This window comes from Microcoleus sp. B3-D7 (assembly GCF_036705305.1).
Classification (GTDB): domain Bacteria; phylum Cyanobacteriota; class Cyanobacteriia; order Cyanobacteriales; family Microcoleaceae; genus Microcoleus.
Genome location: NZ_JAUBUE010000006.1, coordinates 92,331 through 115,629, shown reverse-complemented (window position 1 = coordinate 115,629; position 23,299 = coordinate 92,331). Strand labels below are relative to the sequence as shown.

Below are 23,299 nucleotides of genomic sequence, written 5' to 3'. Positions count from 1 at the left end.
AGTAAATAGGTCTGATTTTGCTTGGTTCCGCCTAAGCTGCCATCTACCCCGTTGGGAGTATTTCAAAAGTTAAAGCGTTTTGAGGCCCCTAACTCCGATTCAACAGGAAACGGATGTAAAACAGCAGTACGATGCGTTATGCTCAGCTAAGGTGCTACGCATATAAGTTTCTTGGTTTCGGCGACTGGGGAGGGGGGAGAGGATTTGGCGAGCCGTTGGCTTGTGACATCTTAAGATAAGATGGAGTCTACTAATACACTTTACTACTTTTACTACTTTGACTACTTGTGCTACTTTGGCTAGTAATAACAATTAAAAAGGAGAAAAAAGAGATGTCTAAACCAGTTATTTTGTGCGTTGACGATGAGAAAATAATATTAGACAGTCTCAGAACGCAGCTAGCAGCAGAATTTGGGAATGCGTACACCTATGAAGGAGCCGAAGATGCTGAGGAGGCGTTAGAGGTGATCAGCGAACTTTATGATGACAAAATTAGCCTTGTTGTGATTATTTGTGATTGGTTAATGCCCGGTATTAGGGGAGATGAGTTGCTGATTCGCATTCACCAAAACTACCCCAATGTTATTAAAATTATGCTGACTGGTCAAGCGGATGAAGTAGCCATTGACAGAGTACAAAAACAGGCTAACCTTCATGGTTGCTTATCTAAACCTTGGTTGGAATCCGATTTGCTAGAAACTATTAAATCTGGTTTATCTAAACTATGAGCCAACAGGTAATTATCTGTGTTGATGATGAAAAAACTGTACTCAGGAGCCTCAAAGCAGAACTGCAAGAGGCTGTGGGCAATGATTATATAATCGAAATTTCTGAAGGTGGGCAAGAGGCATTAGAGCTAATTGAAGAATTGCTAGAGGAGGGGGATGAAATTCCTTTAATTATTTCCGACCATATTATGCCTGATATGAAGGGAGATGAGCTGTTAAAACAGGCTCATATAATTTCGCCTAAAACTATAAAAATTATGCTGACAGGACAAGCAGATATTGGGGCGATCGCCAATGCTATCAACTCTGCAAACTTATATCGTTATATTACCAAACCTTGGCAACCGGAAGACTTAAAATTGACCGTTAGAGAAGCGCTAAATAGTTATCTTCAAGATAAACAACTGGCACAACAAAATGCCCAACTCCAGCAAATAAATCAGGAGTTGGCCGAGTTAAACAGCCAGCAAACCGTACTCATTGCTAAACTACACGAAAATGAAAATCGGTTGACACAGTTTTTGGAAGCAATGCCGATTGGTGTGGGTGTGCTGAACGCGGACGGCCAACCTTACTACATCAATCGGAAAGCAAAAGAGATATTTGGTAAAGGAGTTGTGCCGGATACCAGTTCCCAGCAATTGTCAGAGGTTTATCAACTCTATCAAGCAGGGACGAATCAAAAGTATCCTACGGAGAATTTGCCCAGCGTACGCGCGTTGAATGGGGAAAGTGCTACGGCTGACGATGCAGAAGTTCATCAAGGTGACAAGATTATTCCCCTAGAAATCTTCGCTACTCCCATCTACGATCAACAAGGAAATATTGTTTATGCTATCAACACTCTTCAAGATATCACGGAACGCAAAGAAGCTGAGGCAGAACGCAAAAAGTTTATTGAGGATCTCTTTGAGGTCAATTGCAATTTGGAACTTTCACTGGATGCAGAATTAGAAATTGCGGAGGCGACAAGTCGCTTTGTACCCAAAGAGTTGTTAGCTTTTTTGGGATGTGACAGTATTGTTGATATTAAATTGGGAGAAGCGGTGGAGTTGGAAATGTCAGTTTTGTTTTCTGACATCCGCGATTTCACTACTCTTTCGGAACAGATGACACCTGAAGAAAATTTTAAATTTATCAATTCTTATCTGAGTCGAATGGAACCGCTGATTGTGGAAAATAAAGGGTTTATTGATAAATATATTGGTGATGCAATTATGGCTTTGTTTAGCGAGGGGGCGGATGATGCTTTGAAAGCGGGAATTGCCATGCTGCATACTCTTGCGGAATACAATCGAGATCGCGCTTCTGTGGGCGATGTGGCAGTTGAGATTGGGGTGGGAATCAATACTGGTTCTTTGATTCTGGGTATAGTAGGCGGAAAAAGCCGCATGGACGGTACTGTGATTAGCGATGCGGTTAATTTGGCTTCTCGGATTGAAAGTTTGACGAAAAATTATGGGGTGTCGCTGTTAATTACTCAGCAGACTTTCGATCGCTTGAGGAATCCGGGTGATTATGCAATTCGGGTAATTGATAAAGTTCAGGTTAAGGGTAAGTCTGAATGGGTGACTGTTTATGAAGTTTTTGATGCTGATTTGCCGGAAGTTAAAGCGGGGAAGTTAGCGACTCTGCAACTATTTACTCAGGCTTTGTCTTTGTACAATATGAAGAATTTTAGGGAAGCTGGGGGACTTTTTGCGGATTGTTTGGGGCAAAATCCGGGAGATAATGTGGCTCAAATTTATTGGGAAAGGTGTAATTAAGGAAGAAAGAAGTTCGGCAATGGATTCGCTTTCTTCGGATGTAACGGATGTAATGGATGGAAGCCGGAAGAAGGAAGAAATAAGAAAAGCCAGGGTTTTAGCAATACAGAACTTATGCAAAATTTCTATAGGTCTAATTCTATAGAATTCAATGCACACTGCATCTTACCACTTTAGTCCGAGCGAGTTTTATGAGGACTAAAGTCCTCACTAGAAACCGTGACTCGTTATCCCGATGCGATCGCCCCGATCGCACTTTAGGATTGTTTGATAGGCTGTTCGATCGGCAATTCTATGATAAACTCGGCCCCGTGGCCGAGTGCAGACACGCAGCTAAGTTTGCCACCGTGTTCTTGGACAACTTTGTAGGAAATTGACAGACCTAAACCGGTGCCTTTGTCGGCGGGTTTGGTGGTAAAAAAAGCCTCGAATAACTGCTGGGAAACTTCTTCTGGCATACCGGGCCCGTTGTCAGAAATCCTAATTACAGCATTGGAGTTTTGGACTTCTGTCCTAATTTTAATCTTACTGCGGTTAGCTTTGACTTCGGCAACTGAACGCCCTTCGTTGTATTCCTCGATCGCGTCGATCGCATTTCCGATCAAATTCATAAATACCTGATTGATTTTTCCAGCATAACACTCAACCAAAGGCAAATTTCCATAGTCCTTAATTACCGCAATTTCGGGATAGTTACCTCTGGCTTTCAGGCGACTTTGCAGAATCAGCAACGTTCCTTCAATCCCTTCGTGCAGGTTAACTTTGCTCATTTGAGAATCGTCTTTGCGGGAGAAATTTCTGAGCGATCGCACGATTTCCCGAATGCGATCGGCCCCAACCTGCATCGAAGACATCGCTTTGGGCAAATCTTCTAGCAGAAACTCTAATTCGATATCCTTAATTTTATTTTGAATTGCTGCCGACGGCTGCGGGCACTGCTTCTGGTACATATCGAGCAAATTAAGCAAATCTTCCGTGTAGTGGCCGACGTGGACGAGATTGCCGCAGACGCTACTAACAGGATTGTTAATTTCGTGAGCGACCCCAGCTACCATTTGACCGAGAGTAGACATTTTCTCAGTGTGAATCAATTGAGCTTGAGTTTGCTGCAATTCGTGCAAAGTATTTTCGAGTTGAAGTTTTTGTTGGGTTAACTCTGTTTGCGATCGCCGCAAAGCTTCTTCACTGCGTTTCTGCTCGGAAATATCAGTAATTAACCCTTCCAAAGCTATCAATTCTCCCGAGTCGGAAAACACTCCCAAACCTTGCTCCCAAACCCATTTTAATTCGCCATTTTTAGCAGTAATTCGGTAATTTAGCTGATAGGGTCGATTTTCTTGCAAAGCAACTTGCACGGCATTCCACAAATTATCGCGATCGTCCGGGTGAGTCAATTCCGATATAGAAATTTCCCTAGTGCCGATAAATTCTTCAGGAGAATAGCCGGCTAACTGATAGCAACCTTCGCTGACAAACTCCATACTGCGATCGGCATCGTTGCGAAAACGGTAGGCCATTCCCGGCAAATTGCTCATCAGCGTCGCCAAGGCCCGCTGACTTTCCCGTAGGGCTTCTTCGGCGTGTTTGCGATCGGTAATATCCGTCATCACCGCCAGCATACAGAGTTCGCCGTCCAAATTAATCAATTCCGCTGACAGCAAACACACCACCACCGATCCCGACTTCATCCGAAACTCGCACTCCTGATTGCGAACAACGCCTTGTTCGTGCAAACTTCGCCTAAAATTAAGTCGGTCTTCAGGTCTTACCCAAATATTTAACCCCGGTACTGTATTCCAGAGCGTTTCTTCTAAATCGTAACCAGTCATCGACAAAAAACTATCATTAACTTCAATAAAACGACCCTCAGCAAAAGTAGTAATAATCATCGGATCAGGACTCGACCGAAAAGCCTTAGAAAACTTTTCTTCCGACAACCTCAACTTTTTAATAGCCTCTTCCAACTGACTTGTCCGCTCTTTAACCCGGCATTCCAATACCTCATTAGCCTGCTTCAGGGCTTCCTCAGCCTGCACCCGATAAGTGATATCGCGCACCACGCCTTGCAACCCTATTTTGCCGCCGATATCCATAGAAGTTAGCAGCACTTCCGCTGGAAATTCAGAACCACCCAAACGGCAGTGCCTCCAGTCAAAACGGCAATTTCCCGATCGCATAGCGGTATTAATGCGCTCTTGATAAAGACTCATAGAATCTTGTCCGTCCGGTTGCAACGGCGGGCTGAACTCCGAAGGATGCTTGCCGCAAAACTCCGACTCAGTGCTGCATCCAAATAACTTTAAAGTAGCCGGATTGCAATCCAAAAAACCCTCTTCGTCTAGCAGCATTACCGCATCAGTCGTCGATTCGTACAAAGTGCGAAACTTTTTTTCCGACGCCTGCAAAGAAGCAATCAACTGCATCTTTTCCTCAGCCGCCCGCTTTTGCTCAGTAATATCCTGCATTACTTGAGAAAAGCCCTGCAACTTTCCCCTTTCATCGCGCAAAGGAGTAACAATAATATTCGCCCAAAATTGCGACCCGTCTTTGCGAAGTCGCCAGCCTTCATTTTCGTATCGACCTTCTGCCACCGCCCTGATTAGTTTTTCTTTGTGCTTGCCGATTTCAAGATATTCTTTAGTGAAAAAACACTCCGAAGTATTGCCGACTATCTCATGAGCTCTGTATCCTAAAATGCGTTCTGCACCCGAATTCCAGCTAGCTACATACCCATCAGGATCTAACATGAATATAGCGTAATCCTTAACGCCTTCAATTATTAAGCGCAGGCGTTCTTCGCTTTCTCGAAGTGCAGATTCTGCTTGCTTGCGCTGGGTGATATCTTCTACAAAACCTTCGTAGTAGAGCAATTTCCCTGCTTCATCGCAGACAGCCCGCGCATTTTCAGCGATCCAAATTATTGTTCCGTCCCGCCGATAAATCTGCGACTCAAAATCCGATACGATGCCCTCTTCTTGCAAAGCAGAAACAAACTGATCGCGCCGATCGGGATTGACGTAAAGCTGATCGCTGATATCAGTCAGACTGCCCATTAATTCTTCGGGGGAATTATATCCGTAGATGCGAGCCAAAGCTGGGTTAGCGCTGATGTAGCGACCGGATTGGGTTGTTTGAAAAATGCCCGACACAGCATTTTCAAACATACTGTAATATTTTGCTTCCATTTGGTGCAGTGCCTCCGCGACATTCAGGCATTCTATCGCTTTATTTTCTAATTTTTGATTTCCCACTTGTGAATACCCTGCTCTTGTGTTTGAGGTGAATATTTTTGGTCGACCGCCTCTTAAATTTGAGCCGTTAGGCCGAAAGATGGTGTGTCGCAGCCGGAGACGAGTGTGTTTATTCATCTGTCCTACTGGGCTGTTAGTTCTTAGTGGTTGCTGCAGAAAGTTTAGTTGTTCGGGTATTTATTTAAGGCTTGACTGGCTGTCACGATCGCATTGGCATATCGATCGGGCTGCGGTGCAGGTGTTCTAGCAAAACCTGCTCCTTGAAATCTCCCTGAATATATTAGCAGTTGAATACCCTGAAATAAGTTAGTAGCAAGGATGTTGTTACAATAATAAAAGGCAGCGACTTCTACAACCGCAAGACTCTATTTTTAGGATTTGGGTGAGAGTACGATCAACTCTTACCCGAGGCAACAAACCCGCCTGCATCAGTTAACCGCTCGCTGTCCTTGCTGTCAGTCGATTGGAAACTTTATATTTTAGATGAAAGTTGACTCCACAGATGAATCTGGGGTTCTCCTAAAATCTAAAATTTTTTGGTTTCCGCAACTCCTGTCGGAAACTTTTATCGGTCTTTGGGTGCTCTGAGTTACTGTTAAGTATTATTGCTGGTAGATAATACAGCAGACTGCTGGCAGTTGTACGATCTGGGGTTTCTATGTAAAGTTGGCACAACAATAGGGTAATTGTTGTATCAAAAAATTCATATTCTGCTGCTGCGGGGGAAAAATTATGTAGCGGTGCTGGCATTTGGGCAAAAATCTGAACCCGATCGCGCAAAATTGGGTCTGCAAGTCTGGTAAAATCCCGATCGATTCTCGGTTTGGCCGCCAAGCTCGATCGGGCTAAATTTGACTAGAACTAATAAATGACAGATTCTCCTCTCCTAGCAACGCCAGAGTTATCCCCAGCTTCAACCCAGACGGCGGATTCTCCTCTGTGGCCAGCCCTCCTGCAACAACTATTAGACAGGCAATCTCTCTCGCGCGCCCAAGCAGCCGAGTTGATGCAGGGATGGCTAGCAGAAGCTATTCCCCCCGTTCTTTCAGGAGCAATTTTAGCGGCCATCCAAGCCAAAGGCATCTCTGCCCAAGAATTGGTAGGAATGGCTCAGGTATTGCATTCTCAGTCGCTTGCAGGCGACTCGGAGAGCGTTTTCAATCCCAAATCCTCAATCTCCAATCTCAAATTAATTGATACTTGCGGCACCGGCGGCGACGGCGCTTCTACGTTTAACATTTCCACTGCTGTAGCTTTTGTCGCCGCCGCCGGCAAAGTTCGAGTCGCGAAACACGGAAATCGCTCCGCATCAAGCAAAGTGGGTTCTGCTGACGTGTTGGAAGCACTCGGAGTCAACCTCAACGCCGATGCCGCGAAGGTAAAAGCTGCGGTAGACGAAGTAGGCATTACCTTTTTATTTGCTCCTGGGTGGCATCCCGCCCTTAAGGCTGTAGCGTCGCTCCGGCGCACTTTGAAGGTGCGGACTGTTTTTAACCTTTTAGGGCCCCTTGTCAATCCTATGCGCCCTACAGGGCAGGTAATCGGGGTGTTCGATCCTAGTCTGGTATCAACTATTGCCCAAGCTTTGGGCGAGTTGGGGACTGAGTTAGCTGTAGTCGTTCACGGCAGAGAAAAATTGGACGAGGCGGGGTTGGGAGATGTGACTGATTTGGCCGTTTTGTCGGATGGCAAAGTGGAACTGGCTACTTTAGACCCCCAAAAGGTAGGATTGACACCAAGTGCGATCGGCTCGTTAAAAGGCGGAAATGTTGAGGAAAACGCCGAGATTTTGCGGAACGTTTTGCAAGGCAAAGGTACGCCCGCACAAATGGATGTTGTAGCTTTGAATGCCTCTTTGGCTTTTCAGGTGGGAGGTGCAATTCCTATGGGTTCCCACGCAGCAGGAGTTTCTATGGCTAAGGACATTTTACTGAGCGGCGAATCTTGGTTGAAGTTGCAGCAGTTGATTGAGTTTTTGAAATGAAGGAAGAGGGAAGAAGGAAGAGGGAAGAAGGAAGAAGGAAGAAGTAAAGAAAAATTTAGAATACCCAAATCTTCCCGCTCTAACCGTCTAAAACTCAGCCTTCTGCATTCATACTTTTTCAAGTTGGGAAACTTTTTTCTCTCTTCTCTTCTTGTTGGTTAGTAAAAAAAATCCTTCTTCCTTCTTCCTTCTTCCCTCTTCCTTCTTCCTTCTGTTTAAGAGCGCGATCGAAATTCAATGACATCTTGCTTAATAGTCACATCTTTATTACCAAAAAAGTCGTGACCCAACAGTCCGATATCTAGGGATGGCGAGACTGCGACAACTACATTGTTAACCGCCAGACCCCCAGCTTCCATAGAAGTCAAGCGACCGAGGGGAAAAGTAGCCACTCCGTTCGGAGTTTGTGCTTGCACTGTTCCCTGGAGAACAACGCCCAAGGCTTTAGCCATTGCTGGTGTAATTACTGTGCCACTAGCTCCAGAATCTACCATCATCTCGAACTTTTGTTTGCCGTTAAACGTGACTTCTATGACGGGGATATTAGCCTCTCGGCGTTTGATTTTTGCCTGAAACACTCCCGACTTGGCCGCCGCCGAAGTAGTGGGCGTCAATTCTTTGGGGAGAAAACCGCAGACTGATTGGCTGAGGTTGACGGTTCGGCCTGACGAGCTCCGCATGAAGCATCCCTCACTTTCTTGAGCCACTGCTCGCGAGGAGTTGGCAACAGTCCCTACTAAAATTGAACTGCTCAGAGAAATAACTGTTGTTACAACCAGTAACGGTTTGCACCGTTTTTGAGAGTTCAGTAGATGCTTGTATAAGTTTGAGAGTAAAGGCAAGGGAGATTTACTAGCCATAGTTTCGTTAAACGCTGTAGCTCGATCGTAACAGCGACAACTGCCTTTTGGTATAGATTTAGACTTTCTGCCGTCATAAGCGGCTGGCAGATAAATTGCTGCCCCAGAGGGAGATGGAGAGACGAGGAGATGCCGAGGGTGGGGAGTGGGAGAATTTGCACTTGTTGCAGCTTTTTGATTACCTGTTGCTTCTGCCTCGGGCCTAGGTGCCTTGCTTTGCCGAACCCTTGCACAAATTAAAATAATATCTGTATATTGCCGACTAGCATCAAATCGCTGGCAGTGGTAAGAATTAAACCAAACGAAAGTATTTAAGGATGCCATGTCACTTTCAACTGCACAACCCGCTCTCCTAGTCCTGGCTGACGGTACTGCTTACCGCGGCTGGTCGTTTGGCGCTGAAGCCACCGTCGTTGGCGAGGTAGTATTTAATACGGGAATGACGGGCTACCAAGAAGTATTGACCGATCCCAGCTATTGCGGTCAAATTGTAACTTTTACTTATCCAGAATTGGGCAATACCGGGGTAAATCTCGAAGACGAAGAATCCTCGCGCCCGCAAATTCGGGGTGCGATCGCCCGCAACGTATGCAGCCGCCCCAGCAACTGGCGCTGCTCGCAATCTCTGCAAGACTACCTGAAACAGTACGATATCCCCGGAATTTACGGGATCGACACCCGCGCCCTCACTCGCAAAATTCGCACGGTGGGAGCGATCAACGGCGGCATTTCGACCACGATTCTCGACCAGGCAGAGCTTTTGGAGCTAGTACAAGACGCCCCCAGCATGGACGGGCTGAATCTGGTCCAGGAAGTCACCACTCGCGAGGTTTACGAGTGGTCTGAAGCCACGGACTCGGTTTGGGAGTTCAGTCCTACAGTCAAACCTGCTAATGGCCAAATGTGGACGGTGGTAGCGCTAGACTTTGGGATCAAGCGCAACATCCTGCGGCGTCTGGCGAGTTACGGGTGTCGGGTCATCGTTGTCCCCGCTGACACGTCGCCGGAGGAAATCCTCAAATACAACCCGGACGGCATTTTTCTGTCCAACGGCCCCGGAGATCCGGCGGCGGTCACGGAAGGGATCGCGACTGCGAAAGCTTTGTTAAAGTCGGACAAACCCGTATTCGGCATCTGCATGGGACACCAAATTTTGGGACTTTCCTTGGGTGCAGAAACTTTTAAACTTAAGTTCGGCCATCGTGGATTGAATCATCCAGCGGGTTTAACTGAGCAAGTAGAAATTACTAGCCAAAATCACGGTTTTGCGATCGACCCCGATTCCCTAGCCCCCGAAGTAGAAATTACTCATCTCAATTTGAACGATCGCACCGTAGCCGGATTGAAGCACAAAACTCTGCCACTGTTCTCCGTGCAGTACCACCCGGAAGCCAGTCCGGGCCCGCACGACGCCGACTATTTATTCGATCGATTCGTGCAGTCAATGCGAGACAATCAGAAAGTAGCCAGCAGTAAGTAGTCAGCAGTCAGCAGTCCTGAGTCAGTAGTCATCAGAGGCTGTTTGTGTCGATCGCTTCTGACTAATGACTCATGACTAATGACTCATGACTAAAAAACTGTAGACAAAAGACCAAAAAACTCCTATAATGAAGCCTCGACTTTAAGCCATATCTAGCTAGGAGGGTGTCATTCCTGAGTCATTGACCCTGACCGTTAGCCTCAGAGGCACTCGCGAAGTCAAGAATAACTATCAGTTATTTCGCCTGACTGGCCTGCTGGACGCTTTTTCTGAGGCAACTTTTCGGAAGGTAATAAGCAAATGTATTGACGAGGGCCCAAAACACGTAATTTTGGACTTGTCTCAGATAGACTTTGTGGATAGTTCAGGCTTGGGCGCACTTGTGCAACTTGTCAAAAAAGCCCAAACCTTGGAAGGGACATTGCAAATTGTCTCAAATCCCCGCGTAACTCAGACTGTTAAACTGGTTCGCTTAGAGAAATTTTTGTCTTTGCAGCCTTCGGTTGATGAGGCGGTAAAAAACGTCAAGGATGCTTGACGCCAAAGTGAATTAAATTAGCTATCCGGTTCTCAACGCTGGATAGCAAATTTTTATTTTAGTGCGGGTAAAACAATACCGATTTTCCCAGAAGCTGCGACACGCGCCAGCCACCCTTTCCCCGATGCTTAGAGTTTCGTTGGATGGGCAGTAAAATATGTGTGGCAAACACGCGGAAAAATGGTATAAAAATTAGAGCATCCCGATTTGGTAAAAAGCCTTTTTTAGGAGTGCGATCGTCACGCAAAGCTTTGCCTATATATCTCGTTTCGTGATCTGACAGCGAACACTCCTGGGAAAGCTATAATTGCTGAAGTGATGAAAGACGCAATAAGTAAGTGACTAGAAAAACCAAGCTGTGCGGAAGTTTTATTTAAAAAAGTATGTCGCCGATCGCAGATGACGGGCTCAAACTGAGTCTGACGGATATCAGTTTAAATCGAGTGCATCCTGCGAGGGCTACACCAGCAGAAATAGAAAGAATTTCGCCCGCAGCCTGGGCATATTTGGGAGATGCAGTATACGAACTCTACGTTCGGAGTTCGTACTTAGTCCCACCCAAAAGATTGCAAGCTTATCACGAATTAGTGGTGGGGCAAGTACGAGCCGAAACTCAAGCGCGTCATTTGCGATCGCTCTCTCCTTACTTGAACAGTACAGAATTAGCAATTGTCAAGCGCGGCCGCAATGCTGCAGCGGGCCGTTCTAAACGAGCAGATCCAGAGATATACCAACAAGCCAGCAGCTTAGAAACCTTGGTCGGATATTTGTATCTCACCGATCCCGAAAGATTGACCGAACTTCTGGGACTTTTAGATCTTGAGACTTAAAGGATTTAGCAGTTAAGAGTTGGGCATGGGGAGGGATTAATTAACCCTCCTTACACGGCTAACATAAAACCGCAAAAATGTCGATCGGCAAAACAGGATTTATCAGTTATTAACTAGCAATTTGAACACAGCAAAATCCTTGCTCCCTCGCTAGACTATCTAAAATCTCGAAGCCCAAAGATTGCTCCCTCAATCAACAATCTCACATCTACAATCTACAATCGACTAGCCTTCAGCCAAAACCTTTTGACCACAAGAAACCAATGAGAAAATTTACCAAACCCAACTTTTCGCGATCGAATTCCGACAGCAAGCCATTCAAAAGCGAAGGCCGCCGTCAGGACTCACAACCATCCTCTCCCCGCTTTGAACGCAAGCCCCGTCCCGACACTCGCGGAGTAGACGCGCCTCAAAAGCGATCGACCTTCGCCCCGCAATCGCGAGAAATGCCTGTGAGAGCAATTTTCAAACGGAGAGTCGATTCCGACAGCCAACCATCCCTTCGCAGAAATAATACTTTCCAAGACAGAGACAGCAGCCCGCAGGAATCCAGGGGCAATTATTACCAAGACAGAGACAGAGACAGCAGCCCGCAGGAATCCAGGGGCAATTATTACCAAGACAGAGACAGCAGCCCGCAGCCAGCCGGCAACAATTTCCGAGACAGAGACCGAGACAGAGACCGAGACAGCAGCCCGCAGCCGGCCCGCAACAATTTCCGAGACAGAGACAGAGACAGAGACAGCAGCCCGCAGCCGGCCCGCAACAATTTCCGAGACAGAGACAGAGACAGCAGCCCGCAGGAATCCAGGGGCAATTATTACAAAGACAGAGACAAAGACAAGAGCCCGCAGGAATTCCGGGGCAACCATTTCAGAGACAGAGACAAAGACAGAGACACTCGCCCTGTTGACAGTGCCTCAAATACAGTCGTGCAACCAGACGCAGACACAGACGACATGATTTACGGCCGCCATGCGGTGCAAGCAGCTTTAGAAACAAACCAAGTCCTCAACCGGATCTGGGTTGTTCCCCACCTGCGCTACGATCCCCGCTTTCATAGCTTGCTAACAGAAGCCAAAGCCAACGGCAGCATCATTGACGAAGTTGACGATTTGCGCCTCGACTACATCACCCGCAAAGCAAACCACCAAGGCGTAGCGGCTCAAGTATCAGCTTACGAATACCTGGATTTGAGCGAACTGATCGCAAAGGCTAAGTCGGCTTGCGAAGATCCAGTAATTGTGGTAGCAGAAGGACTCAACGACCCGCACAATCTAGGGGCGATCATTCGCACCGCAGAAGCATTGGGATCTCAGGGCATGGTGATTCCGCAGCGGCGGGCTGTTGGGATTACCTCGGCAGTAAGAAAAGTGGCAGCAGGGGCATTGGAAAGCCTGCCCGTGGCGAGGGTTGTCAATCTTAACCGGGCGCTGGAAGAACTCAAAGAGGCTGGATTCTGGATTTATGGCACTGCAGCAGGCGTCGGTCAATCTATAGAGACAGTCAAGTTCTCCGGACCCACTGTTTTAGTGGTAGGTGGTGAAGCTGACGGTTTGAGCCTTTTGATACAGCGCGGATGTGACGGATTAGTTTCAATTCCTTTAAGGGGCCATACTCCTAGCCTGAATGTCTCGGTAGCAACGGGGATGGCTTTATACGAAATTTACCGCCAGCGCGGGCCCAAAAAGTTTCACGTACACGGATCGTAAAGGTGCTTGAAAAAAAGAGCACAACAGAGTAGTTTATTGTGAATGCTGCCCAGAATTGAGCAGCACCACACCCGGAACAAGTAAGGATAGCCGATCGACTGTCGTTACTTGTTCAGGCGAAAGTAGAAGGGGCCAGCCCCCCAGGTTCAAACAGGAATTCGACACCAATCTATTTAGATATCAGCTTTAAATAGGTTTGGATCGGTTCTTGGCAGCAGTGAGCCACGTGTAAATAACAACAGCCTAGGCGTGTTCGCAGCACCCTGAAACACCGTCAAATACATTAGAAAAGCAGATGAAAGAATTCTTGATTAGCTTGCTCAACTTTTTCGGATTGGCTTGGTGGGTTGAAGTTAAAACTTCAGCGCCGCGGTGCATTTACTATTTTGGCCCGTTCTTAACCGATGGAGAGGCGGAAGCTGCAAAAGCAGGATATGTAGAAGACATAGAAAATGAAGGGGCAGAAGGTGTTAGTGTTTCGATTCACCGCTGCAAACCAATTACTTTAACTGTTGCAGAAGATTTGGGAAAGCTTGGTGATGGAGGGCTCTGGCCGGTTTTGAGCGGTCAGTAGAAGCAGGGGGAATTTTGAGTTTTGAGAGGGCTACGCTTCCCTCGCAACGCTGTGCGGTTTTGAGTTGTGAGTTATAACTTCAAAACTCTTGAGTGTTGGGTGATAAATTGCTTGTGAAAAACTCAAAACTCAACACTCGCAATTGCCAACTGCTTCGGGGTGACTCTCAATCCAGCGATCGATGTCTGCGAGTACCCGATCGGGAATTTCCCAAGGGAACAAGTGGGCTGTATTGGGATAGCACTGCCACTGACAATCGTGGAGGTGGCGGGCGGTTTCTAAACTGGATGCTGAGGTGATGTGCCGATCGCCCTCTCCGGCCAACACCAAGCTGGGACATTGAATATCGCCCAGGTGGATCAGTCGATCGTATCCAGCCCTCAGAGCGGTATTTAACGCCTTGGTGGCCGTGTTGGAAGTCTTGAGATAGGCGGGGGTACCTGCCTGTGCTAAGTAGCGGTAAGGGGTGGCGTTATGCTGCTGTATCAAGTAGCGAAAGAGCGATCGCCTCGCAAAAGTATCAATATTCCACTGCCAACCGGGTAGGGCCCAATTGATAATTCCGGCTAAACCTGTGTAAAGGTTATCTTGCCAAGAGATGGGAGGGTGACTTCCTCGCGGTTTGGCTGCGGATGCAAGTAGAATCAAACCAGTGACTCGCTGGGGATATTTCATGGCTAATTCCAGGGCTAAAATCCCTCCCAAAGACCATCCGATCACCAAACACCGATCGACTCCTAATCTGTCTAATAGTGCTTCTAAATCGACCAGATGATCGGTCATTTCAAAGAAAGTTGAGGTGCGGCTGTTGCCGTAGCCGCGCAAGTCGGGGGCGATCGTCTGGAACCGCTTTGATAGGTGTTCTGTAAATACCGACATACAATCGCCGGAACCTGGATGGCCGTGCAAGCAGAGAATAGGAAATCCTTTGCCTTTGACGGAAACACTGAGTTTGTGATGCGGCATTTTTTAACTGTTTGGGCGGTGCGTTTTCCCCGCTATAAATTGTATATTCCAGCGGTTAAAAGCTGGGGTTTCGGACAATGTAATCGGCAATTTTAGAAATAGACTGGCGCATTTGTAGCTCGCCGCTGCGGCTGTCAATCACCGTAATCACATAGGCCTCGTCGTCAATGCTCATTGCTAAAGTTGTGCCGAGCACCCGCGAATTTTGGCCTGTTTTTTCGCCCAACCACTGAGCTTTAGTTCCTTGCAAGGCAGCAAATCCCAGAGCGTGATCGTACTGACGATTGAGAGTTTCTATTAACAGTTTAGCACCGGGTGTTTCGCCGTTGTAAATTTGCACCATCATTTCGGTGAGTTCGTTAGCAGTCAGGCGGTTGCGACCCGAACCGGGGTTGGAAGGCATAATTTTTGCCCCCATCAATTTGAAGTTGACGCGGGTGACTTCGTAGCCGCTGTTATCTAAATATTGATTGATGTAATCCGATCCCAAATAATCGATTAGTTGATTGGTGGCAATATTGCTGCTGTGATAGATCATTTCTTCTAACAGTAGCTGTAGCGGGTAATTGCGATTGGACCTAATCTTTGCCGATGCGTCTTCGGTGAAATTACCGCGACTGACTAATACTTCCTGATTCAGACTAATTTTTTCTTTTTCGACTTTTTGCATCAGGGCGACAGCAATCGGCAATTTAATTAAGCTGGCAGGACTGGCAGGAGGCACATCGCCCCGGAGGTTTACGCATTCTCTAGAAAGCTTGCAAACACCGATCGAAGCTTGAGCCGACAAACCGCTTTCCCGCGCAAGCGCACCCAAAAAATCAGATTTTGCTTGCTGCACTTGAAAGGTTGCTGCTGTTAAATTTTCCCGGTATTCTTGAGTTTTTGAGGCAGTGAGCGAAGCTAAAAATGAATTTTGAGGAACTTCCTGCAAGTTGTTGAGCGCCTGATGCCAGAAAAATTGAGTTTGCTGCGAAGATTCGATCGACTTATTTTGCTGCCGTTGAGTTTCTACGGCTCGGTTGGCTAAACGGACTGCTTGCTGTAAGTCGTCCTTAGCCCTCTGTTCTACTAATATTTGAGCTTCCACCGCTTGCAACTGCTGTAGCAGTTGTTCTTGAGGATTGGCGGCAACGGGAACTAAGCGCGAGAGCAGGGTTGGTTCTGGGGAGGGAGATGGGGGTTGTTCTAATTCGGCGATCAGCCGATCGCGAGTTTTGTAGAGTTCGTCTAGGGAACGCGGGTTAGATGATTGAGAGAATGAACTTGCGATGGTTAACATCTGAACCAGTCCAATGCCGGCTACTACTGCCGCCATCTTGTTGGCGATCGACAAAAAACACCTGATATCTTGCATCTTGAACATCCTCAACACCACCACATTCAATATAAGCAGCTATTGTTACATCAGTCAAACGCTTTGAGATTTTAGATGGGAGATTTGAGATTGAAGAACAACTCTAAAATCTCCCATCTAAAATGGTTTTAATCGCGCCAATGTGGCAAAATAACCAAGATAAAGGGAGCGATCGCACCAAAGCAATCAACCCCCTTTAAATATTGGGAACTATCTACTTTTTGCGCCGCCGTCGCCAGTCAGCACCCAACCGCTTGAGGTAATCCCAGCCGCGTTGGGGCCAGACATGATCGCTACCGATTTTTTCGGCAATCCAGCGAGCTACTTTGGGGCCTGTCCAGTCTCCGCCGTCGGGGGCAGGGCCTTGCAGCGCTTGTCGCAGTTCTTCTTGCTCTTCAGGATTCAGCAAGGATTTCGCAGGAGGGGGCTGGCGGTCTCCGCTGCGATTTCTCACAGAGTTAGGCCCTTCTCGGTTGTAGCGCTGGACAATTTCTTTGGCGTAGTCGTAGTTGAGACCTACGACTTGGGCTGCTTGTTTGATAGTCCAATTTCTGGACACTAAGAGCAGCAAGTGCCAGCGGCGCGACTCTGTGGTGTTTTGTGCCTGCCGGTAGCGAATTTTGAGTTCCTCTGCCGTCAGGTGGGATTCTAAGTGAGCTTTAGGTGGCATTCCTCCAACGGGGCATCGGGAACTTCTTACCATATATCTTTGGTTTTGGGGATAATTCCGGATGAAATTATTTTCCTGGGGATCGTTCGGGCAAATAAGTAGCTTTTTTTACCCCAGATGCACGCAGCTAGTCGCACTTGAGGAAGGACTGCTGTTTTTTTGCAGGTGCGGGCAACAGGATACCTCGGCGTGGCGGTGACCGTTTCGAGCTTTTTTGTGAGCCCCAGATTTCTGACAGGCTTTTTAACCCCTGGCACAATGGGCCTGTATGGGAAAAGGTCGATCGCTATTTTCTTCGATCGCGCAGCCGCCATTAATTCACTCGGCTGACTGATAACTTTCAGTAATTTTTGACTAAAAATTGCCCTTCATAATCTGGTTATAATTATTAGGGGATGTGCTGTCATAATCTAATATTATATTTGTCGTAACTTTTTATTTTCAGTTGATTTTTTCTGGATAGCCAGGAGGGGAGTAATCTCGTCCAAACTCAGCTACAGATGCTTCAATATCTGTCTTTAAAAATAAATTATTTCTCACAAAACTGGTACTATATTATTAGTACATATTTAATTTTATCTGAATAGATTTGCCGGAATAAAGCAGTAAAAATATAGAAGTAGTGTATTTTGTATACATCTTTTTATCCCATAACTACTAAGTTTCGTCAAAGATAAGCTGGGTTCTAATATTTTAAAATTTAGATTACAGAATTGGGAATGACTGATTTCCTAATGATTGTGATCTTGCATACACATTCTTGGAGGCAGAACCTAATTATGTAGGGTCGCACTGCACACATTACCCCTTACTTATATAAATCTCGCATCAAACCACTTTTTGCATCAGTCCTGATACACTTGCATTCTTGGTTTGTTAAAAGATTAGGTAAAAAACTCGATCGCTATTTTGTGTTCGGTGGGATTTAAGGAATTTAATCTATTGTACATAAAATGACCGATCGCGCGATCGAACTTTCGCCACAAAAATAGCTGACTTTGCCTTCGGGCTGTAAGCAGGTACAATTGCCAGTTATATTAACTGTATTGTCTCAAAGTAGAAATAATAAAGGTACGAGCATGGCATCCATCCGCGAGTTGCACCGACAACTGGTCAATAAAGAACGCTCTGCTGTGGAAATTACTCAAGAAGCATTAGACCGAATTACCCAGCTAGAGCCGAAGTTGAAAAGCTTTCTGTGCGTGACGGCAGACAGCGCATTGGCGCAGGCCCATAAAGTGGATGCCCAAATCGCAGCCGGAGAGCAAATTGGCCTGTTGGCCGGCATCCCGATCGCCGTTAAAGATAATATGTGTACCGAGGGCGTTCCCACAACCTGCGCCTCTCGGATTTTGGAGAATTTTGTGCCTCCCTACGATGCAACCGTTGTCTCCAAACTGCAAGCAGCCGGTGCGGTGATTGTGGGTAAGGCGAATATGGACGAGTTTGCAATGGGGAGCTCGACAGAAACTTCTGCCTATCAAGTTACCGCGAATCCTTGGGACTTGGAGCGCGTGCCCGGAGGGTCTTCTGGGGGTTCTGCCGCAGCAGTGGCCGCTGGAGAATGCGTCGTGAGTTTGGGTTCGGATACTGGGGGCTCGATCCGCCAACCTGCCGCTTTTTGCGGGTTGGTGGGGCTGAAACCGACTTATGGGTTGGTTTCTCGCTACGGTTTGGTGGCCTATGCTTCTTCTCTCGATCAAATCGGGCCCTTTGGCCGGACTGTTGAGGATACGGCGATTTTGTTGGGGGCGATCGCCGGTTACGATCCGAGAGATTCCACGAGTCTTAATGTCCCAATTCCTGACTACGCTCAAGCTTTAAGACCCAGTTTGCGACCGAAGGGTCAGATTAGAATTGGTGTAATTAAAGAAACTTTTGGTGTAGGGCTGGACTCGGGGGTTAAAGACGCTGTTACTAAGGCGATCGAGCAATTTCAACAATTGGGCGCAGAAATTCAAGTCATTTCTTGTCCCCGGTTCCGCTACGGTTTGCCCACTTACTACATCATTGCTCCCTCGGAAGCTTCGGCAAATTTGGCGCGATATGATGGAGTCAAGTACGGTTTCCGATCTCCAGATCCCGATAATCTTTTGGATATGTATGCCAAAACCCGCTCTCAAGGGTTCGGTGCGGAAGTTAAACGCCGGATTGCGATCGGCACTTACGTATTGTCGGCTGGATATTACGATGCCTATTATCTAAAAGCTCAAAAAGTTCGGACTTTGATTAAAGAAGACTTTGAAAAAGCTTTTTCTCAAGTTGATGTTTTAGTCTGTCCCACTGCTCCTACTACCGCATTTAAGGCAGGCGAAAAATTCAATGACCCCCTGAGTATGTATTTGTCAGATTTGATGACTATTCCCGTGAATCTTGCTGGTTTGCCAGCTTTGAATTTGCCCTGCGGATTTGATGATAAAGGACTGCCCGTGGGTATACAACTGATTAGTAATGTTTTGCAAGAATCTCGGTTGTTTCAAGTGGCTCACGCTTACGAACAGTCTACGAATTGGCACTTACACCACCCGGAATTGCATTAATTTTTGAAAATCGGCGGAATGCTGCGGCGGAAGTTAGTAATCGATCTTGGCTAATTGTCTGAATTAATCATTTGCCATTAGCTTTTGAGCGATCTATACTTTCCCGCGTGCTCTATCTATGAACAATTTGCTAGTATTCCTTTTGTCTAAATCGCTAATAGCTTTTGGGATAGTTTTTGCCGTTGCTTATTCTGCTGCTTGTGTATTCCTATTTGTAGCGCAAGGTAAGTTTATCTTTTTTCCTGCGCGGGCGATCGAAACTACGCCAGATGATTTTCAGTTGAAATATCAAGATGTCTGGCTGCCAATTCCAACTAAAACAGGCGCGGTGGACAGCGTGCACGGGTGGTGGATTCCTGCCTCGGAAAATCCCCCCAGCCCCCCCTTAGCAAGGGGTGGAGCAAGAAAGGGGGAGGCTGTTCCCTCTGTTAACACCGGAGACTCGGATACCCCCCCCAGCCCCCCCTTGGCAAGGGGGGGAGCTAGAGGAGTCGGAACGTCCCCGCAAAGTGAGAGACCGGCAGTCGCTCCGGTTCCCCCCCTTAACAAGGGGGGGTTAGGGGGGGTAGTTTTGTACCTGCACGGCAATGCTTCAAATGTGGGAGCAAATGTCGAACACGCTTATCGATTTCATCGATTAGGTTTGTCGGTATTTGTGATGGATTATCGTGGTTATGGAAAAAGCCAGGGCGATTTTCCGAGTGAATCTCAGGTTTATGAGGATGCTCAACTTGCTTGGGATTATTTGGTGAAACAGCGGGGGATTAACCCGAATCAAATTTATCTCTACGGTCATTCTTTGGGAGGGGCGATCGCGATCGATCTAGCGGTGCGTCACCCGGAAGCGGCGGGGTTAATCGTAGAAGGTTCTTTTACTTCGACGCGGGCGATGGTTAATTTCCAAAAAGGGCTGTTTTGGATGTTTCCGATCGATTTTTTGCTGACACAGCGGTTTGATTCTCTTTCAAAAGTCGATCGCCTGCAAATGCCGGTGCTCTTTATTCACGGGACTGCTGACAATGTAGTTCCTGTAGAAATGAGCAAAAAACTGTTTGATGCAGCACCTGAGCCCAAACAGCTTTACATAGTTCCTGAGGGAGGTCACACTAATGTGGCACAGATCGGGGGCGCAGAATATTTGCAAATACTGAGCCAATTTTTAGGTTCTTCAAAGTAGATAAAAGCTATTGGCGGTAACAGGTTAAGTTTGATATCTGTACCGCCTGCTCGCATTTCTAACAGTACATATCTAAAGCGGAGCAGTTATCCCGATGATACCGCTTACTGCAACCTTAATACATTCAGCCACCAGTCATTCAAGGCATAGCAGTAATTGCAGTAATTGTTCGTGCTTATCGCTTGTTCTTTCTTAACTTCGCAGCCTCGCCGAGATATTTTTCTGTTCGGCATCCGGGCCCCGCAGAGATTGGCATCGGTGAGATTAGCTTTGTTCAATCTCGCATCCCTCAAGTCGGCAGATCTAAGGTCTGCACCGCTGAGATTTGCACCGCTTAAATCGGCTTCTTGGAGGTCTGCACCGCTGAGATTTGCACCGCTTAAATCGGCATTTCTCAGGTCTATTCTACTTAGTTTAGCGGCGCTCAAATTACTGCATTTTAAGTTAGCCAACTGGAGGGATGCGTCTCGCAGAAAACTCTCGCTGAGGTTAGCATTTTCTAAGTTAGCTCCCCTGATGTCGGCCCTGCTCATGTCGGCTTTGCTGAGGTCGGCGTCAGCCAAAAAGGCGTTTCTCATGTTGGCGTTGTTTAAATTAGCTTCCATTAAGTCAGCTGCAGTCAAGTCTGCATCAACTAAGTCGGCCCTGCTGAGAGTGGCGCGGCTCAAGGAAGCCCCAAACAAATCTGCACGGCTCAAGGAAGCGCCAAATAAGTCGCATCCGGGACATCCTCTGGTTTCTAGCAGCCGCTTGACTAGAGACACATTTTGAGCTGGTAAGGGAAGTGCGGCGCAAAATGGGAGTAGCATTATCGCTGCAGTCAGAATTTTCAGTTTGATTTTGGTCATAGTCTGGGTAAGTCCTGTAACTGCCTTTCATCACCGATTTGTCTGCTAGACTTACGTGCGGGAGACCAAAAACCCGGTTTCCTCGTTAATTCCTCGCTGTCAAACCCAATATTCTAAGCAGAAACTGGGTTGTTTGCGTAAGTCCTAGTCTAGTGGATGGACGTGAATCGACGGTGTAAGGTTCGATCGCGCTCACGGATATTACTTAGGCGTTGGGGATGAAAGCCCGCACATCAAGGCTCCGCGGCAGCAAGCGGCGAACGGCCGGAGGCGCTAAATACCAGGGATTCTGGAGCTGGCGACGGCTGCGACAAGTGGCTGACTCGGACAACGGATAAGTATTTGTAAGCGATGCAGTTGGATTTTGCTGCCGAGGGCGATCGTTCTCCGTACAGGCGATAGGTAAATAAGCCAATTGGCTTAGACTCTTAAGACATATTGCTGATGCGCTGCCTTCTCTAAAAAAGATAGCATTTTTGTATGATCCCCGAAATAATACCGAGCAAGCAAGTATAAAAAAAGTACCAAATGTCTCGGCGGGTGGGAAAATAGGGTACAGCTAATACTTTCAGACGAGGAAAATAGATGTCGAACAGCATAGATCAACTTGCAGAAGGCGGCAGGGGGATCAAACTCATGTGGCAGATTGCAGACGAGATCAGTTACACCCGGACTCTCGACAATCGAAATTGTTTGTCCCTGAGCAAAAGTTACGAAGTAGAAGGTCGCAATCGCTCCCAAAATATAAAAAAAGCTAGCGTTTTAGATGGGTTAATGAATTTATTAAACACCTGGGATTGGCAGACTGAAACAGAGCAGGAAGAAGAGCTGCATGAAACTTGTATTCAACATATTAGCCTGCAAGTCAACACAGATGTCAATGCTTTAACTCAAGTTTTGTTGTGGTTTGAACAGTTGAAAGATATATCGCTCCCCAAGGAAGTTTGGTGGAACTTTCAGTTGGCGTTGGCTGAAGGTTTCACTAATGCAGTTCGCCACGCTCACAAAAATCTGCCAGTAGAAACTCCTGTTCAACTGGAAATTAGGGTGTTTAAGGGACGGTTGGAACTCAAAGTTTGGGATTGCGGCCCGTGTTTTGATTTTGATGCTAAGCTGAAAGAAATTCTGGCAGCAGATAGAAATAACGGCTTGGATTTAGAGGTTTTGAACGATGCTTGCTTGATGCCTAGCAGACAGAAAACTGTGGAACAGTCTCTATTTCTAATTGCTGGGTAGCTTTAGAGTGAGGGACAATTAACAGACTGGCACGGTGAAAAATGTGTTATGGTAAAAACGGTGTTAGGGGAAAAGTTACGGGTTTTGTCTCCGCGTGGGTGAGGGTTTTTGAATAACGCCAACCTGCTGCGGCTTGGGTTAAGAGCTATGGTCTTGGGTGATTCTATAGCGGTTCGATAGAAACGGGTGCATCTGTCTAATTAAATATTAAAAACTAAACATTAAAAGTTAAAAAATATTCACACTAATTTTTGAGCTTTTAATTTATCATAGTATCTGGTCGCTCGCCAATTACTAATGATTTCCAAAGAAACTTTATTTGTTCTGTCTCTATTTCCCTACTTGGGATTTCTCTGGTTTTTGACTCGATCGGGAAAAACACCCCGTTTAGCTTTGATGGGATTTTACGGCACTCTCGTTTTTGTGGCTGTGACGATTCCCGCCGCAATTTACGCAAAAGTTGCCTACAACGAGTCGCTAGCAAATGTCGATTGGCTGCACGGTTCTGCAGAACTCTTCTTAACAATTGCCAATATTTTATTAGTTTTAGGTTTTAGAGAAGCAGTGATTAAAGCCAAAGCATCGTCACAGAAGGGCGGCGAGGAGCCAGAGTGTCTTTTAGATGGGGGAGAATAGCCGAGCTCATCTCAGTTTTGTATTTACTCTCCGCGTAAATGCTCCAGAATAGCCGTAGTTAACAGTTAATTAACTGTTGACATACCAGTTTGTGAGCCGCCAACCGGCAAAATTTTAGGAAAGCATTAGAATATATGGAAACTCAC

19 protein-coding genes are annotated in these 23,299 nt (G+C 46.7%); 12 read left to right on the top strand and 7 right to left on the bottom strand.

Going from position 1 to position 23,299, the window contains the following annotated elements:
• The first annotated feature begins 332 nt into the window (after positions 1–332).
• Both QUB25_RS06940 and QUB25_RS06935 read left to right on the top strand, forming a co-directional pair.
• Positions 333–728 carry a response regulator gene (locus QUB25_RS06940; RefSeq protein WP_333182502.1) on the top strand — a complete coding sequence of 132 codons (396 nt, stop codon included), beginning with the start codon at positions 333–335 and terminating at the stop codon, positions 726–728.
• On the top strand, positions 725–2,494 hold the full coding sequence (locus QUB25_RS06935; protein WP_333182501.1) for an adenylate/guanylate cyclase domain-containing protein: 1,770 nt from the start codon (positions 725–727) through the stop codon (positions 2,492–2,494). The genes QUB25_RS06940 and QUB25_RS06935 overlap by 4 nt, the downstream gene beginning before the upstream one ends.
• Before the next feature lie 257 nt (positions 2,495–2,751).
• Here QUB25_RS06935 and QUB25_RS06930 read toward each other — a convergent pair whose 3' ends face one another.
• The gene (locus QUB25_RS06930; RefSeq protein WP_333182500.1) at positions 2,752–5,745 is read right to left on the bottom strand and encodes a PAS domain S-box protein; all 2,994 of its coding nucleotides are present in this window, start codon (positions 5,743–5,745) and stop codon (positions 2,752–2,754) included.
• Positions 5,746–6,613: 868 nt separating this feature from the next.
• On the opposite strand from QUB25_RS06930, the gene trpD reads away from it, so the two are divergent.
• Positions 6,614–7,729 (top strand): anthranilate phosphoribosyltransferase, encoded by a 1,116-nt coding sequence (trpD, locus tag QUB25_RS06925; protein ID WP_333182499.1) that lies wholly within the window; start codon positions 6,614–6,616, stop codon positions 7,727–7,729.
• 215 nt (positions 7,730–7,944) lie between these two features.
• Here trpD and QUB25_RS06920 read toward each other — a convergent pair whose 3' ends face one another.
• Positions 7,945–8,913 carry a retropepsin-like aspartic protease gene (locus QUB25_RS06920; RefSeq protein ID WP_333182498.1) on the bottom strand — a complete coding sequence of 323 codons (969 nt, stop codon included), beginning with the start codon at positions 8,911–8,913 and terminating at the stop codon, positions 7,945–7,947.
• Here QUB25_RS06920 and carA point away from each other — a divergent pair.
• The 5 genes from carA to QUB25_RS06895 all read left to right on the top strand — a co-directional run bounded on the left by carA (position 8,912) and on the right by QUB25_RS06895 (position 13,723).
• Positions 8,912–10,069, top strand: a complete 1,158-nt coding sequence (gene carA, locus QUB25_RS06915) for a glutamine-hydrolyzing carbamoyl-phosphate synthase small subunit (RefSeq protein ID WP_333182497.1) — start codon at positions 8,912–8,914, stop codon at positions 10,067–10,069. The genes QUB25_RS06920 and carA overlap by 2 nt on opposite strands.
• Positions 10,070–10,250: 181 nt before the next feature.
• Positions 10,251–10,607 (top strand): STAS domain-containing protein, encoded by a 357-nt coding sequence (locus QUB25_RS06910; RefSeq protein WP_333037230.1) that lies wholly within the window; start codon positions 10,251–10,253, stop codon positions 10,605–10,607.
• Positions 10,608–10,990: 383 nt separating this feature from the next.
• The gene (locus QUB25_RS06905) at positions 10,991–11,437 is read left to right on the top strand and encodes a ribonuclease III domain-containing protein (protein WP_333182496.1); all 447 of its coding nucleotides are present in this window, start codon (positions 10,991–10,993) and stop codon (positions 11,435–11,437) included.
• A 263-nt stretch (positions 11,438–11,700) separates the two neighbouring features.
• Positions 11,701–13,149, top strand: a complete 1,449-nt coding sequence (gene rlmB / locus QUB25_RS06900) for a 23S rRNA (guanosine(2251)-2'-O)-methyltransferase RlmB (protein WP_333182495.1) — start codon at positions 11,701–11,703, stop codon at positions 13,147–13,149.
• Between the two features lie 295 nt (positions 13,150–13,444).
• Positions 13,445–13,723: a DUF1816 domain-containing protein gene (locus QUB25_RS06895; RefSeq protein WP_333037226.1), complete on the top strand. Its 279-nt coding sequence runs from the start codon at positions 13,445–13,447 to the stop codon at positions 13,721–13,723.
• 129 nt (positions 13,724–13,852) lie between these two features.
• Here the strand turns inward: QUB25_RS06895 and QUB25_RS06890 are convergent, their stop codons facing one another.
• From QUB25_RS06890 to QUB25_RS06880, 3 genes are all read right to left on the bottom strand, one after another.
• Complete coding sequence (locus tag QUB25_RS06890) at positions 13,853–14,689, bottom strand: alpha/beta hydrolase (protein WP_333182494.1); 837 nt, start codon at positions 14,687–14,689, stop codon at positions 13,853–13,855.
• 55 nt (positions 14,690–14,744) lie between these two features.
• The gene (locus tag QUB25_RS06885) at positions 14,745–16,046 is read right to left on the bottom strand and encodes a serine hydrolase (RefSeq protein ID WP_333182493.1); all 1,302 of its coding nucleotides are present in this window, start codon (positions 16,044–16,046) and stop codon (positions 14,745–14,747) included.
• 214 nt (positions 16,047–16,260) lie between these two features.
• Complete coding sequence (locus QUB25_RS06880) at positions 16,261–16,716, bottom strand: helix-turn-helix domain-containing protein (protein WP_333044446.1); 456 nt, start codon at positions 16,714–16,716, stop codon at positions 16,261–16,263.
• Between the two features lie 1,079 nt (positions 16,717–17,795).
• Between QUB25_RS06880 and gatA the strand changes: the two genes are divergently transcribed.
• Both gatA and QUB25_RS06870 read left to right on the top strand, forming a co-directional pair.
• On the top strand, positions 17,796–19,256 hold the full coding sequence (gene gatA, locus QUB25_RS06875; RefSeq protein ID WP_333058859.1) for an Asp-tRNA(Asn)/Glu-tRNA(Gln) amidotransferase subunit GatA: 1,461 nt from the start codon (positions 17,796–17,798) through the stop codon (positions 19,254–19,256).
• A 118-nt stretch (positions 19,257–19,374) separates the two neighbouring features.
• On the top strand, positions 19,375–20,433 hold the full coding sequence (locus tag QUB25_RS06870; protein ID WP_333182492.1) for an alpha/beta fold hydrolase: 1,059 nt from the start codon (positions 19,375–19,377) through the stop codon (positions 20,431–20,433).
• A 104-nt stretch (positions 20,434–20,537) separates the two neighbouring features.
• On the opposite strand, the gene QUB25_RS06865 is transcribed toward QUB25_RS06870, so the two are convergent.
• Positions 20,538–21,242 carry a pentapeptide repeat-containing protein gene (locus tag QUB25_RS06865; protein WP_333182491.1) on the bottom strand — a complete coding sequence of 235 codons (705 nt, stop codon included), beginning with the start codon at positions 21,240–21,242 and terminating at the stop codon, positions 20,538–20,540.
• Between the two features lie 244 nt (positions 21,243–21,486).
• Complete coding sequence (locus QUB25_RS06860; protein WP_333182490.1) at positions 21,487–21,696, bottom strand: hypothetical protein; 210 nt, start codon at positions 21,694–21,696, stop codon at positions 21,487–21,489.
• Between the two features lie 170 nt (positions 21,697–21,866).
• Between QUB25_RS06860 and QUB25_RS06855 the strand changes: the two genes are divergently transcribed.
• Together QUB25_RS06855 and QUB25_RS06850 are read left to right on the top strand one after the other, a co-directional pair.
• Complete coding sequence (locus QUB25_RS06855) at positions 21,867–22,517, top strand: ATP-binding protein (protein ID WP_333182489.1); 651 nt, start codon at positions 21,867–21,869, stop codon at positions 22,515–22,517.
• 297 nt (positions 22,518–22,814) lie between these two features.
• Positions 22,815–23,153 (top strand): DUF3593 domain-containing protein, encoded by a 339-nt coding sequence (locus QUB25_RS06850; RefSeq protein WP_190656609.1) that lies wholly within the window; start codon positions 22,815–22,817, stop codon positions 23,151–23,153.
• Positions 23,154–23,299: the final 146 nt, after the last annotated feature.

What these genes read in the sequence shown, in the direction of transcription:
- QUB25_RS06940 (WP_333182502.1), top strand. Translation starts at nt 333, where the DNA reads ATGTCTAAACCAGTTATTTTGTGCGTTGACGATGAGAAAATAATATTA.
- QUB25_RS06935 (WP_333182501.1), top strand. Translation starts at nt 725, where the DNA reads ATGAGCCAACAGGTAATTATCTGTGTTGATGATGAAAAAACTGTACTC.
- trpD (WP_333182499.1), top strand. Translation starts at nt 6,614, where the DNA reads ATGACAGATTCTCCTCTCCTAGCAACGCCAGAGTTATCCCCAGCTTCA.
- carA (WP_333182497.1), top strand. Translation starts at nt 8,912, where the DNA reads ATGTCACTTTCAACTGCACAACCCGCTCTCCTAGTCCTGGCTGACGGT.
- QUB25_RS06920 (WP_333182498.1), bottom strand. Translation starts at nt 8,913, where the DNA reads ATGGCATCCTTAAATACTTTCGTTTGGTTTAATTCTTACCACTGCCAG.
- QUB25_RS06905 (WP_333182496.1), top strand. Translation starts at nt 10,991, where the DNA reads ATGTCGCCGATCGCAGATGACGGGCTCAAACTGAGTCTGACGGATATC.
- rlmB (WP_333182495.1), top strand. Translation starts at nt 11,701, where the DNA reads ATGAGAAAATTTACCAAACCCAACTTTTCGCGATCGAATTCCGACAGC.
- QUB25_RS06895 (WP_333037226.1), top strand. Translation starts at nt 13,445, where the DNA reads ATGAAAGAATTCTTGATTAGCTTGCTCAACTTTTTCGGATTGGCTTGG.
- QUB25_RS06890 (WP_333182494.1), bottom strand. Translation starts at nt 14,689, where the DNA reads ATGCCGCATCACAAACTCAGTGTTTCCGTCAAAGGCAAAGGATTTCCT.
- QUB25_RS06885 (WP_333182493.1), bottom strand. Translation starts at nt 16,046, where the DNA reads ATGCAAGATATCAGGTGTTTTTTGTCGATCGCCAACAAGATGGCGGCA.
- QUB25_RS06880 (WP_333044446.1), bottom strand. Translation starts at nt 16,716, where the DNA reads ATGCCACCTAAAGCTCACTTAGAATCCCACCTGACGGCAGAGGAACTC.
- gatA (WP_333058859.1), top strand. Translation starts at nt 17,796, where the DNA reads ATGGCATCCATCCGCGAGTTGCACCGACAACTGGTCAATAAAGAACGC.
- QUB25_RS06870 (WP_333182492.1), top strand. Translation starts at nt 19,375, where the DNA reads ATGAACAATTTGCTAGTATTCCTTTTGTCTAAATCGCTAATAGCTTTT.
- QUB25_RS06865 (WP_333182491.1), bottom strand. Translation starts at nt 21,242, where the DNA reads ATGCTACTCCCATTTTGCGCCGCACTTCCCTTACCAGCTCAAAATGTG.
- QUB25_RS06855 (WP_333182489.1), top strand. Translation starts at nt 21,867, where the DNA reads ATGTCGAACAGCATAGATCAACTTGCAGAAGGCGGCAGGGGGATCAAA.
- QUB25_RS06850 (WP_190656609.1), top strand. Translation starts at nt 22,815, where the DNA reads ATGATTTCCAAAGAAACTTTATTTGTTCTGTCTCTATTTCCCTACTTG.